The organism is Flavobacterium sp. 245 (assembly GCF_004362055.1).
Taxonomy (GTDB): domain Bacteria; phylum Bacteroidota; class Bacteroidia; order Flavobacteriales; family Flavobacteriaceae; genus Flavobacterium.
Genome location: NZ_SNXB01000001.1, coordinates 345,543 through 357,764, shown reverse-complemented (window position 1 = coordinate 357,764; position 12,222 = coordinate 345,543). Strand labels below are relative to the sequence as shown.

Here is a 12,222-nt window from a genome sequence, read left to right as displayed (position 1 = left end):
AGTCTTAAAAAATTGAATAAAACCCCCAAAACAAAAAATCAGAGTTATGTTAAAAAATATTTTAAATCTAGAGGGAGTGCAGGAAGTAAGTGCAAGTGAGCAAAAATTGATCATGGGCAATTACGTAAAAGAGACGGTTTCGAGATGCAATGCATGGGATTATGTGTCATCAATGTCATATGAAGACTGTACAGACTATTTTGCATTAGAAATGAATTATTCTGACGCATTGGTGGCTGGATAATGTTTTTGGGCCAGAATTAGGCTTAAATGAAGTGATTTTGAAGTAAGAGATGATTTAGAGACAACAAAGATTATATTAAAATTTATGATTAAGAAAATTTTAAATCTCGAACATGCTCAAAAAATCAGTAAAAATGAGCAAAAAACAATAAAAGGTATTCCAGAATGCTGGGTGCAGGCGATTGAAGCAGGATGCATATTAATACCGGCCGGAGGCGTTTGTCCCATGGATACTTTGCCAGGCATTTGCAGCAGTGGCCGTTTATGTTGCTAAACAGTAAGTTTTAAGATTAAACAATATAAAGCCTTATCAAAAATTTAGTCATGTTTTTTTTTGAATTTATAGGCGCTCGATCGTGGAAAATTGAGCAAATATCCCAATATTGATGATTGGTGTTGGGATTCTCAGGAAAGACGCCGCTGTGTTGATTTTATTTGGTTAGGTTAACCAGTGGCAGATCCTAGAGAAATTAAGTTATTAAATAATTGAAATAGTTGTGAGCAGTAAGAAAAATGTGTTCTAACTGCTTTTTTTTTGAAATTATCTGACTGAAATACGATTTAAAAGAAAAGACAGAAGCTTCAAATGTCTTAAAAGGATTGAAGCAGTAACAAAACCCAAAAAAACACACATTATGTTAAAGAAAATTTTTGAACTACATGGAGCTGCTGAATTAAGTAAAGAAGAGCAGATAGGAATTAAGGGTGGTAATGCACCGATTTGCGAAGAAAATACTACTGCAAAAAGATGCCCAAGAACAGCAACCTCGCCAGCGTATTGGATTTGCGTGACAGATCCTAACGAGCCATGTGAATAGACATTTTAAATACTATGAACTTGTTGATTATTGAAAGAGAGATATCTTTTTTTTAACAGGTTTTTACAAATCTGATAGAGAGGAAAATTTTTCCTCTCTATTTTTTTTCTGCACAATTGTTTTCTCAAAAGACGATTTTCATCCTATAGTTTTACATTGTATTTGCGAATGGTTTCACTTATTTTTAAATACTTTGAATAATGATAATTTGAGAAATAAAAAATTCTTAAAGTGCGCGATAAATATTACATTAGCAAAGCCAAAATTTACCACTCAAGTTAGCAAATGATTAAAAATTGAAAAAATTCATCCATTATAAACAAACCGACATTAAAGATTGTGGGCCTACATGTTTAAAAATAATAGCTAAACATTACGGAAAGACAGTCAATATTCAGGAGTTGCGGGATACAAGCGAAACAACTCGTGAAGGAAGCAACTTGCTTTTTTTGAGCGATGCTGCCGAGAAAATCGGATTTAGAACATTGGGTGTTAAATTAAGTGCCGAAAGATTAGAAGAAGCGCCTTTGCCATGTATACTGCATTGGAACAAAAATCATTATGTCGTTCTTTATAAAATTAAAAAAGGAACGTACTATATTTCAGATCCAGCCTTTGGCTTAATTGAATATAATAAACAGGATTTTTTAAAACTGTGGATTGGCAATAATGCGGTCGAGCAGACCAAGGAAGGTGTGGCATTATTGATGGAAGCAACTCCAAAATTTTTCCAGTCAGATTTTGATAAAGAAGATAATAAAGGTTTAGGATTTGGCTTGTTGGCACAGTATCTAATACGCTACAAATCGTATTTGGTGCAATTGAGCATTGGGTTACTTGCCAGCAGTTTAATAATGGCAATTGCACCTTTTTTGACTCAAAGTATTGTTGACATCGGAATTCAGAATCAGAATATCCATTTTATTTATCTGATCCTTTTTGCACAATTATTTCTTTTTGCCGGAAGAACAGGTTTAGAGCTTATCAGAAGCTGGATATTGCTCCATCTTTCTACCCGAATTAATATTTCTCTTATTTCAGATTTTTTCATCAAACTGATGAATCTGCCAATATCCTTTTTTGATGTAAGAATGACGGGAGATATCATGCAACGAATTAATGATCATCGCCGAATCGAAAAAATTCTGACCACATCTTCTTTGAGCGTCTTGTTTTCGGTAATCAATATGTTTGTTTTAGGTGCAGTTCTGGCCTATTTTAACTGGAAGATTTTTTTAGTTTTTTTTGCCGGAAGTCTGCTTTATTTTGGATGGATAACACTTTTCTTGAAACGACGTGAAGTTTTGGATTATAAGCGTTTTGCTGAGGTTTCGCAAGAACAGAGCAAAGTTATTGAACTTATAAACGGAATGCAGGAAATCAAGCTTCATAATGCCGAAAAACAAAAGCGATGGGGCTGGGAATATGTGCAGGCTAGACTTTTCAGGGTTTCGATCAAAGGTTTGGTTTTGGAACAGAGTCAAACTATTGGTTCTTCGGTAATTAATGAGTTGAAAAATATTTTTATCATATTTTTATCGGCTAAGTTGGTGATAGATGGCTCAATAACTTTGGGTGTAATGTTAGCGATCAGTTCGATTGTCGGGAGTTTAAACGGACCAATAACGCAGCTTATTGAATTTGTAAGAGAGCTTCAGGATGCTAAAATATCATTGGCAAGATTATCTGAAATTCATGAAAAACAAGACGAAACAGAACAGGAAGATCATCAGTCAAGCGATGTGCCTTATGATGCTGCTATTGAAATTAAAAATGTGAGTTACCGCTATTTAGGATCAGATATTCCGGTTTTAAAAGATTTAAACTTAATAATTCCGGCTAATAAGGTAACCGCGATTGTGGGTACAAGCGGAAGTGGAAAAACAACTTTGATGAAGCTTTTATTGAAATTTTACGAACCAGAAAAAGGGGAAATTACAATAGGAAATGCGCAGCTTAGAAATATTTCGCAAAAGGCATGGCGATCAAATATTGGCGCGGTTATGCAGGAAGGTTTCATTTTTAGTGATACTATTGCTAATAATATTGCCTTTGGAGTTGATAAAATTGATAAAAAGCGTCTCATTTATGCAGCAGATGTTGCTAATATTAAAGAATATATAAGTGAGCTTCCCCTGGGCTATAATACAAAAATTGGAGCCGAAGGAATTGGAATGAGTAGTGGGCAGAAACAGCGATTACTGATTGCCAGAGCAGTGTATAAAAACCCAGAGATTTTGTTTTTTGATGAAGCAACATCGGCGTTAGATGCTAATAATGAAAAGGAAATTATGCAGAAACTGGATATTTTCTTTAAAGACAAAACAGTAATTGTCATTGCGCACCGATTGAGTACTGTTATGAATGCTGATCAGATTGTGGTTTTGGATAAAGGAAAAATTATTGAAATTGGAAATCACTCGGCTCTTGTTGAGCAAAAAGGGAATTATTTTGAACTCGTTAAAAACCAGCTCCAATTAGGAAATTAAATTATGGCCGAAGATCATAATACATTAGAATTAAGAAGTGAAGAAGTACAAGACATTCTCACTAAAGTGCCTCACTGGATGATCAGATGGGGAACTGTTCTTATTTTTATTATCATAATGATGTTGTTTTTTGTTTCTTGGTTTGTAAAATACCCAGATGTTGTAAATACTGAAATTGTTATTACAACGAATATTCCGCCTGAAAAAATTGTATCTAAATCTTCAGGGCGAATTGAGGCTATTTTGGTCAAAGACAAAACGACGATTTCAAAAAATACAACACTTGCCATAATTGAAAATACAGCAAATTACAAAGATGTTTTTTTACTGAAAAGCATTGTTGAAGGCTATAATGTTAATGATTCAAAAAAGGTATTTCCTTTTGCGGTCTTAAAGAATTTGCAATTAGGCGAAATTGAAAGTGCTTATGCCGTATTTCAGAAAGATTATGAGGCAGAACAATTAAACGAAGATCTACAGCCTTTTGAAGTAGAAAATAGAGCGCAGATTTCAGAAAAAGTGCAGATAAAAGAACGATTGGAAATTCTGCAACAGCAAAAAATACTTAATGAAAGTGAATTGCAGCTTCAAAAAAATGAAATGGCACGATTTGAAACTTTATTCAATAAAGGAATTATTTCGGCACAGGAAATGGAAGCGAAAAAACTGGGCTATCTTCAGGCACAAAAAAATTATAAGGGCCTTTTGACTTCGATTTCACAGTTAAAATCGGCTTTGATCGACAATACAAAATTGAGTCAAAATTCGCAGATAAGCAGCACAAAAGAAGAGGTGAATCTCGGCCGAAACATGGCACAGTCATTTTTTCAGCTCAAAAAAGTGATCAAAGACTGGGAATTGGCTTATACGCTAAAATCATCAATCAGCGGTGTAGTTACTTTTTTGCAGGTTTGGAATGAAAATCAGACTATTAATGTTGGTGATAATGTATTTTCGATTATTCCTGATGCAAAAAATGGTTTTATCGGTAAAGTAAAAGCTCCGACATTAAACTCGGGCAAAATAAAAGTTGGACAGCGCGTAAATATTCGTCTAGCAAATTATCCAGATCGAGAATTTGGTGTTTTAAAAGGCACAATTAAAAATATTTCGCTAGTGCCGGACAAAGACGGAAATTTATTGCTCGATGTCGCTTTGCCAAACGGACTCGAAACTTCCTATAAAAAACAGATTGTTTTTCAGCAGGAAATGAAAGGAAGAGCTGAAATTGTGACCGAAGATTTACGATTAATAGAAAGAATATTGTATCAGTTTAAAAGTATATTTGAACAAGTTTAAAACTAACCCAAAGCTAATAACTAAACGAATAAACCACTCACTAAATGAAGAAGATTCTTCTTGTCGTTTTTTTATTATTATTTCAAAGTTCTTTTTCAAAACCTATAAGCGAAACCCAAAAGTTAGCAGCAACTTGCAAAGTCTGGGGATTTTTAAAATATTATCATCCAAATGTAGCTAGTGGAAATTTTGATTGGGATGAACAGCTTTTTAAAATATTACCCAAAGTAGAAGAAGCAAAAACGGATATGGAATTTTCAAATGTTTTAGAAAAATGGATTTCTTCTTTAGGAAAAGTTGAAGCTTATAAAGCTGAAATCTCAAGTGAAGAAATTGATTATTTTGACAAAAACTTCGATCTTTCGTGGACACAAGATGCTAACTTTTTTTCTAAGAGCCTTTCTCAAAAACTCAAATTTATTGAGCAAAATAAAATTCAGGGGAAACAATATTATGTGGAAAAGGGAATTGAATTCAGAAATGAAGTAGAATACAACGAATTCGATGATAAAGATAAAAACTTTCGACTTCTACTTTTGTTTCGTTTCTGGAACTATGTTGAATATTTTTTTCCATACAAATATCAAATGGATCAAAACTGGGATTTGACCCTAATTGAATTTTTACCTAGAACAATTAATCCTGTTTCACAAGCAGATTATTATTTGTCTTTAAAAGAATTTAGTGCAAAACTAAATGATACGCATGCCTTATTTGGGGCAAATAAATTATTTGATATTTTTGGACGTCACGGGATTTCTTTTGATGCTAAAATTATTGATGATAAAGCAATTGTTACCGGATTCAAAAACGAATCTTTATGTAAAATAAATGATATTAGAATAGGAGATATCATTACTAAAATAGAAGGGAAATCAATTGGGGATCTTATAAAAGAGAATCAAAAATACATTGAAGGGTCCAATTATGCTGCAATTTTAAACAATGAATATCCAATTTTTTATAGTCGTACAAATGTTAGTGAAATTGAATTTATACGGAATGATAAAACGGCAAAAAAGACAATAAATAAATATGAGTATAAAGATTTAAATATTAATTACGAGAATAAAAGTGAGAAATATAAATTCTTAGAGAATAATATAGGTTATGCTAATTTGGCTGTATTAACTCCAGATGATGTTCCAGCTATGATGGAGCAGTTTAAAAATGCGAAAGCTATTATATTTGATATTCGAAACTACCCTCAGGGAACTAATTTTGCAATTGCAGAATATTTAAATCCAGAACCGAAAAATTTTGTAAAATCTATTGATGCTGATTTAAGTTCTCCGGGACGCTATATTTGGAGAAAAGAAGATACGCCCTGTGGAAAAATTAATCCTGATTATTATAAAGGAGATGTTATTCTTTTGGTGAATGAAAAATCAATAAGTCATTCTGAATTTACAGCCATGACACTAAAAGTTGCTCCAAAAACTACTATAATTGGAAGTCAAACTGCAGGTTCAGACGGAGCAAATTACAGATTCGAAATTATAAAAGGTATTTGGACTTCTTTTACAACTTACGGCGTTTTTTATCCTGACAAGAAAGAAACACAAAGAATAGGAATTGTTCCTGACATTGAAGTGAAGCCAACTATTCTAGGAATTCAACAAGGAAAAGATGAGGTTTTGGATCGAGCAATTCTTTTTGCTAAAAACGGGAAATAATGCATTCGAGTAGAAAAATTAAACAAGGGATTGTAATAACTTTTTTGTTATTGCAATCCGTTTTGTACTCGCAAAAAACGAAGAATTTATATGACACTTTTAGCATTTTTGGAACCATTAGAGATTCAGAATCGAATGCTGTAATTGCAAATGCAGATCTATATCTTCTTAATTGCAATAAAAGCGTGGTGGCAAATTCAGAAGGGAATTTTCAATTTAATATTTCGAAAAGCAGTTTTAATGATAAATTGATTATTTCGGCTTTAGGATATTTTTCAGATACGGTTATGGTTTCTGAACTCGAAAAGCTCCAAAATAAATCACTGCATATTAAATTAAAGAAAGAGGCAAATGTTGAGGTTTCATTAAATGAAATGGTTGTTGCTTCCTCTAAAAAGAAATCCAAAAGTTTATCTGCGACAACAATTTTAAAAAAAGCAAAAGAGAATATTGAGAATAACTATTATCAAAAACCATTTAATCAGAAGTTTTTTTTCAGAGCACAAACCATTAAAGACAGCATTTTTACAATAAACGAAGAAGCATCAATTAACACCTATAGTCCAAACGGAATTAAAGTTTCTGATGATGCTGCTGCTAATTATTTTGGAGAAATATTGCAATTACGGAAAAAAGTTAATTCAGAAACAATTGAAAATTGGAAAGGAATTGGGTATTTTGGAATAGTTATTTTTAGAAATATAATGCTGAGCAATCAGAATTTGCTTTATCAAACTAAAGATTTTGAATTAAAAAAAGAAGGCACTACAACTTATGGCGGTAAAAATGTCTATGTAATTAGTTTTACAAATTTGAATCCTACTGTTTTTACAAGCGGTTTTGGAAATCCAGCACCAAAATCAGCAATTGGATTTATTTATGTTGAGACAGATTCTTTTGCTATTGTAAAATTTGAACAGTATGTTGTTTTGAAGAGAGAAAGATCGAATGATAATGACGATATTGTAATAGAATCTTCATTGAAAATTACCCAGACCTACAAAAACGTCAACGGACGCTATTTTATTAATTATTGTAATGAAAAAATAGAAAGCAATTATTTTTCAATGCTAAGTAAAACGCAAATTAGTATTGTAAATTCTAATTATGATTTAATGTCAGAAGATATTGGTACAGAAAATATTTTAGCTATAAAACGACCAATTGATCGTTTAAAATTAGATGTAAAGGTTATTGAAGATTTAGAATATTGGAACAATAATAATTTTATTATAGAAAATAAAAAGATGGAATTTTAGAATTACATCTTCAAATAAAAATCTTTAGTCAGCTCAATATATTCAGGCGTATAAACGTGTCTGTCAATTTCGATTGTTAATTCATCGATTTCAACATCAGAGATTTCATTTCGGCTAAAAGCCAATAAGCTGCGCTTAATTTCAGATTTTGAAGTTCCTTTAACACGCGTAATTTTGATTGGAAATAATTCGAATTCTTTTGCCAAAGCGATAAATTTTTCTTCTTCTTTAAAAGGAATAATTAGGGCTAAAATTCCATTTTCAGAAAGTAATAAATCGGCTGCTTCAACAATTTCTTCAAAAGGCATTGCATCTTGAAATCGTGCTAAATCACGTTGTTCGTTTTCGGTTTTATAATCTTCAGCATAAAATGGCGGATTTGAAACAATTAAATCGTATTCATCTTCCGGTTCTTCAATAAATTCATCTAAACCGGCATGAAAACAAAATAATCGGTCGCCCCAAGGTGAATTTTCAAAATTTTCGACTGCTTGTTCATATGCGTCTTCATCAATTTCAAGCGCATCAATTTGTTGAGCATGAGTTCGCTGTGCCAACATTAAAGCAATAATTCCAGTTCCTGCACCAACATCTAAAACACTAAACGGATTATGGTGAATTGGAGCCCAAGCGCCTAATAAAACCCCGTCAGTCCCAACTTTCATAGCGGTTTTGTCTTGTTTTACAGAAAATTGCTTGAATTGAAACATTCGGAATTATTTATAAGTTTGCAATTGAATTTATAATAAAATCTAAAAATCCAACAATCTAAGAAGTCTAAAAATCTAAACTAAAGGTACATTTCTACCAGTCCTTCAGGAAGGTTCATGATAACCTTTTTGTTTTCTCGGTCAATTTTTACTAAGAAATGGTCGATCATTGGAATTAATATTTCTACTTCACCATTCAAAACTTCAAAAAGAGGTTGAGCAGAAGAGTCATTAATGGAAGTGATTTTTCCGAAAACGCCTAAACGCTGGTCTTCAATTTCAAAACCGATAACTTCGTGGAAATAGAATTTGTTGCCGGTAAGTTTTGGCAACATTGTTAAAGGAAGATAAACAGCATTTCCAACCAAGGCATCTGCATCTTCTTCGGTATTTACATCTTCAAAACGAACTCTCAGAAAGTCGTTTTTGTGTAAAGAACTTGTTTCAATAAAAAAAGGAACCAAGTGTTTGTTGTGATCAACAAACACTGATTCCAGATTTTCGTATAACTCAGGTTCGTCTGTGTCTAAATAGATCAGAACTTCACCTTTGAAACTAAATTTTTTAGCGATTTTACCTAAATAAAAACATTCTTCTTTACGCATTATCGCCAAGTAAAATTATGCTTCAGTTGTTTCGTTATTCTCTTCAGCAGCTGGTGCTTCTTCAGCAGCTTCAACTTCAGCAACTTCTTCAGTAGCCTCAGCAGCAGTTGCAGCAGCAATAGCATCAGCTTCAGCCTGAGCTGCAGCAGCTAAACGCTTAGCATTAACTTCTTGTTCAGCTTTTAAAGCTTTAGCTTTAACATCAGCTTGTGCTTTTGATAAACCATCTTTTTTAGCATCAACTTTTCCAGCTTTAGCCTCTAACCAAGCTGCTAATTTAGCGTCTGCTTGCTCTTGAGTTAAAGCTCCTTTACGGATACCTCCATCAAGGTGGTGTTTCAATAAAGCACCTTTGTAAGAAAGGATTGCTCTAGCAGTATCAGTTGGTTGAGCACCATTGTGCAACCATTTAACTGCGCTGTCAAGGTTTAACTCAACAGTTGCTGGGTTTGTGTTTGGATTGTAAGTACCGATTTTTTCTAAGTATTTACCATCTCTTTTTGAGCGTGCATCTGCAGCTACAACCCAGTAAAAAGGTTTTCCTTTTTTACCGTGTCTTTGTAATCTAATTTTTACTGACATAATCTTATGATTAAATTTTGAGGTTCTCGACCTCTGTTAATTAAGGGCGCAAAGATATAATTTTTTTATGAAATATGCGTTCCAAATAATATTAAATATTGCTGATACAGATTTTGGTTGTTTTTTTATTGTTTTTGAGTCGAATTTTTAGATATTTATTTCAAATGCAATACTTTTGCATCAAATCCACGAAACATGAAAAAATACTTTTATTTTTTATTACTTCTTTTTGTTGCTGTTTCATGCACTGAAGATATAAAATTTAATAATCCCGCATTTCAAGGCTTAAAGGACAATGTTTTCTGGAGAGCTAATGCTTACACATCATATACTAGAGATGGATCTTTCATAATTTCAGGTCAGTTAGGACCTGATGCTGTAACATTTAAACTTCCTTCTTCAGCGCCAGGAACTTATATTTTGGGTGTTGATGATATAAAAACAGCTTCTTATTCAAATGTTTTTCAGGATGATAACCCAAAATTTTCAACCGGCACAAAAAAGGGCAGTGGTCAAATTGTGATTACAGATCTTGACAGTGAAAATAAGACCATTTCAGGCACTTTTAAGTTTACTGCTATAAATAATGATGCAACAGATCTTGAAAATCCAAAAATTACTTTTACAGAAGGGGTTTTTTATAAAATTCCTATTACGCCAACACTAGAATATTAAGTTTGTCTTCTGAGCCTTATTGTTTTTATTGAAAGATCTTTTGTAAATCTAAATAAAAACATAAATAAACTAATATATAGTAGATTACAGAAAAATAAGACTACATTTGCTACATATTATAAATAAGTACATATGAACATTTTTGTTGGAAGCCTTCCATTCAGTATTGAGGAAGCAGATTTAAGAGAGTCTTTCGAGGCTTATGGAGCAGTAGATTCAGTTAAAATTATCACTGATAAGTTTACTGGAAGAAGCAAAGGTTTTGGTTTCGTTGAGATGCCAAACGATGCTGAAGCTCAAAAAGCAATTGATGAATTGAACGGTGCTACTGTTCAAGGTCGTTCAATTGTTGTTAATAAATCTGAACCAAAACCGGAAGGCGAAAGAAGAAGTTTCAATAACAACCGTGGAGGTGATTCTCGCGGAGGTTACGGAAACAGCCGTGGTGGAAACGACCGTGGTGGAAACAGAGGAGGATATTAATATTTTTTTTCTAAAATATAAAAGGGATCAACGAAAGTTGATCCCTTTTTTTTGTTTAAATGTTTCAAGTTTCAGGTTTATTTTGTTTCAGGTTTCAAGTTGGAAAACTGAAACTTTTGTTTGCCATTTTTTAAGGATGTTTTCCGTAGAGATGCACAGCAGTGCATCTAACGCAAAGCGAAGACACATTTTTGTTCTACATAGAATAAAATTAAATATAAGTTTCAGGTTTCACGTTCCAACAATAACTTGAAACTTGAAACCTGAAACAAATAAAACTATAGATTCGCTACAAGCCAGTCACCAACTTCACTTGTTTTGTATGCTTTTGATCCTTTCGGAGCTAAATCTTCAGTAACAATTCCTTGTTCTAATGATTTATTTACAACGGCTCTAATCGCTTCAGCTTCGTCTTTTAAGCCGAAAGCATCTTCGAACATCATTGCTGCAGATAAAATAGTCGCTAACGGATTAGCAATATTTAATCCTGTTGCCTGAGGATAAGATCCGTGGATTGGTTCGTATAATGAAGTATGTTCTCCAACAGAAGCAGAAGGCATTAATCCCATTGAACCTGAAATTACAGAAGCTTCGTCAGTCAAAATATCTCCGAATAAATTCTCAGTAATCAATACATCATAAGAGTTTGGCCATTGCACCAAACGCATTGCAACAGCATCAACGAATTCATAAGAAACAGTAACTTCAGGATAATCTTTTTCCATTGCCTGAACCGTTTCTCTCCATAAACGTGAAGTTTCCAAAACGTTTGCTTTATCAACACAACAAAGTTTTTTACTTCTTGTCATGGCTAATTCAAAACCTTTTTTAGCTAAACGCTGTACTTCCGCTCTTGTGTAAACACAGTTGTCAAAAGCAGTTTCTCCACCATCTTTTCTTCCTTTTTCTCCGAAGTAAATTCCGCCAGTTAATTCTCTTAAGAAAACCAAATCAGTTCCTTCAATTCTTTCTCTTTTTAAAGGAGAATTATCAATTAGAGAAGGAAAAGTAAATGTTGGACGCACATTGGCAAACAATCCTAATTTTTTACGCATCAATAATAATCCCTGCTCCGGACGAACTGGTGCGCTTGGATCGTTATCATATTTTGGATGCCCAATTGCTCCAAATAAAACAGCATCGGCTTTCATGCAAATTTCGTGAGTCTCATCAGGATAAGGAACTCCAACAGCATCAATTGCACAAGCTCCAGTCAAAGCAGGAGTCCAAGTTATTTCGTGATTGAATTTTTTTGCAATAGCATCAGAAACTTTTACAGCTTCATTGATTACTTCTGGTCCGATTCCGTCTCCGGCTAAAAGGGCTATGTTTAATTTCATTATTTTTTAAGTTTCTAAGACTCTGAGTTTCTAAGATTCTAAG

13 protein-coding genes are annotated in these 12,222 nt (G+C 33.2%); 9 read left to right on the top strand and 4 right to left on the bottom strand.

Annotated elements, in window-relative coordinates; all coding sequences use genetic code 11:
- Nucleotides 1–76: 76 nt before the first annotated feature.
- The 7 genes from EV145_RS22515 (at nucleotide 77) to EV145_RS01480 (ending at nucleotide 7,784) form a co-directional block, all read left to right on the top strand.
- On the top strand, nucleotides 77–244 hold the full coding sequence (locus EV145_RS22515; protein ID WP_208110882.1) for a hypothetical protein: 168 nt from the start codon (nucleotides 77–79) through the stop codon (nucleotides 242–244).
- An 84-nt stretch (nucleotides 245–328) separates the two neighbouring features.
- Nucleotides 329–517, top strand: coding sequence for a hypothetical protein (locus EV145_RS01505; RefSeq protein ID WP_133523472.1), 189 nt, complete (start codon nucleotides 329–331; stop codon nucleotides 515–517).
- A gap of 361 nt (nucleotides 518–878) precedes the next feature.
- The gene (locus tag EV145_RS01500) at nucleotides 879–1,061 is read left to right on the top strand and encodes a hypothetical protein (protein WP_133523471.1); all 183 of its coding nucleotides are present in this window, start codon (nucleotides 879–881) and stop codon (nucleotides 1,059–1,061) included.
- Between the two features lie 296 nt (nucleotides 1,062–1,357).
- On the top strand, nucleotides 1,358–3,550 hold the full coding sequence (locus EV145_RS01495) for a peptidase domain-containing ABC transporter (RefSeq protein WP_133523470.1): 2,193 nt from the start codon (nucleotides 1,358–1,360) through the stop codon (nucleotides 3,548–3,550).
- A 3-nt stretch (nucleotides 3,551–3,553) separates the two neighbouring features.
- On the top strand, nucleotides 3,554–4,849 hold the full coding sequence (locus EV145_RS01490; protein WP_133523469.1) for an HlyD family secretion protein: 1,296 nt from the start codon (nucleotides 3,554–3,556) through the stop codon (nucleotides 4,847–4,849).
- A 44-nt stretch (nucleotides 4,850–4,893) separates the two neighbouring features.
- A complete protein-coding gene (locus EV145_RS01485; protein ID WP_133523468.1) occupies nucleotides 4,894–6,525 on the top strand; it encodes a S41 family peptidase in 1,632 nt (543 codons plus the stop codon).
- Nucleotides 6,525–7,784 (top strand): carboxypeptidase-like regulatory domain-containing protein, encoded by a 1,260-nt coding sequence (locus EV145_RS01480; protein ID WP_133523467.1) that lies wholly within the window; start codon nucleotides 6,525–6,527, stop codon nucleotides 7,782–7,784. Before EV145_RS01485 ends, EV145_RS01480 begins: the two co-directional genes overlap by 1 nt.
- 2 nt (nucleotides 7,785–7,786) lie before the next feature.
- Here the strand turns inward: EV145_RS01480 and EV145_RS01475 are convergent, their stop codons facing one another.
- The 3 genes from EV145_RS01475 to EV145_RS01465 form a co-directional block, all read right to left on the bottom strand.
- On the bottom strand, nucleotides 7,787–8,494 hold the full coding sequence (locus tag EV145_RS01475; protein ID WP_133523466.1) for a tRNA1(Val) (adenine(37)-N6)-methyltransferase: 708 nt from the start codon (nucleotides 8,492–8,494) through the stop codon (nucleotides 7,787–7,789).
- Between the two features lie 80 nt (nucleotides 8,495–8,574).
- A complete protein-coding gene (gene rimM / locus EV145_RS01470) occupies nucleotides 8,575–9,099 on the bottom strand; it encodes a ribosome maturation factor RimM (protein ID WP_133523465.1) in 525 nt (174 codons plus the stop codon).
- 15 nt (nucleotides 9,100–9,114) lie between these two features.
- Entirely contained in the window at nucleotides 9,115–9,681 is a 567-nt protein-coding gene (locus EV145_RS01465; protein ID WP_133523464.1) for a 30S ribosomal protein S16, read from the bottom strand.
- Between the two features lie 195 nt (nucleotides 9,682–9,876).
- Between EV145_RS01465 and EV145_RS01460 the strand changes: the two genes are divergently transcribed.
- Both EV145_RS01460 and EV145_RS01455 read left to right on the top strand, forming a co-directional pair.
- Nucleotides 9,877–10,356 (top strand): DUF6252 family protein, encoded by a 480-nt coding sequence (locus tag EV145_RS01460; protein ID WP_133523463.1) that lies wholly within the window; start codon nucleotides 9,877–9,879, stop codon nucleotides 10,354–10,356.
- A 132-nt stretch (nucleotides 10,357–10,488) separates the two neighbouring features.
- The gene (locus tag EV145_RS01455; RefSeq protein ID WP_071635993.1) at nucleotides 10,489–10,839 is read left to right on the top strand and encodes an RNA recognition motif domain-containing protein; all 351 of its coding nucleotides are present in this window, start codon (nucleotides 10,489–10,491) and stop codon (nucleotides 10,837–10,839) included.
- A gap of 278 nt (nucleotides 10,840–11,117) precedes the next feature.
- Here the strand turns inward: EV145_RS01455 and leuB are convergent, their stop codons facing one another.
- Nucleotides 11,118–12,179: a 3-isopropylmalate dehydrogenase gene (leuB, locus tag EV145_RS01450; protein WP_133523462.1), complete on the bottom strand. Its 1,062-nt coding sequence runs from the start codon at nucleotides 12,177–12,179 to the stop codon at nucleotides 11,118–11,120.
- Nucleotides 12,180–12,222: the final 43 nt, after the last annotated feature.

Coding starts and splice junctions, on each gene's coding strand:
- EV145_RS01505 (WP_133523472.1), top strand. CDS start 329: ATGATTAAGAAAATTTTAAATCTCGAACATGCTCAAAAAATCAGTAAA.
- EV145_RS01500 (WP_133523471.1), top strand. CDS start 879: ATGTTAAAGAAAATTTTTGAACTACATGGAGCTGCTGAATTAAGTAAA.
- EV145_RS01490 (WP_133523469.1), top strand. CDS start 3,554: ATGGCCGAAGATCATAATACATTAGAATTAAGAAGTGAAGAAGTACAA.
- EV145_RS01485 (WP_133523468.1), top strand. CDS start 4,894: ATGAAGAAGATTCTTCTTGTCGTTTTTTTATTATTATTTCAAAGTTCT.
- EV145_RS01480 (WP_133523467.1), top strand. CDS start 6,525: ATGCATTCGAGTAGAAAAATTAAACAAGGGATTGTAATAACTTTTTTG.
- EV145_RS01475 (WP_133523466.1), bottom strand. CDS start 8,494: ATGTTTCAATTCAAGCAATTTTCTGTAAAACAAGACAAAACCGCTATG.
- rimM (WP_133523465.1), bottom strand. CDS start 9,099: ATGCGTAAAGAAGAATGTTTTTATTTAGGTAAAATCGCTAAAAAATTT.
- EV145_RS01465 (WP_133523464.1), bottom strand. CDS start 9,681: ATGTCAGTAAAAATTAGATTACAAAGACACGGTAAAAAAGGAAAACCT.
- EV145_RS01460 (WP_133523463.1), top strand. CDS start 9,877: ATGAAAAAATACTTTTATTTTTTATTACTTCTTTTTGTTGCTGTTTCA.
- EV145_RS01455 (WP_071635993.1), top strand. CDS start 10,489: ATGAACATTTTTGTTGGAAGCCTTCCATTCAGTATTGAGGAAGCAGAT.
- leuB (WP_133523462.1), bottom strand. CDS start 12,179: ATGAAATTAAACATAGCCCTTTTAGCCGGAGACGGAATCGGACCAGAA.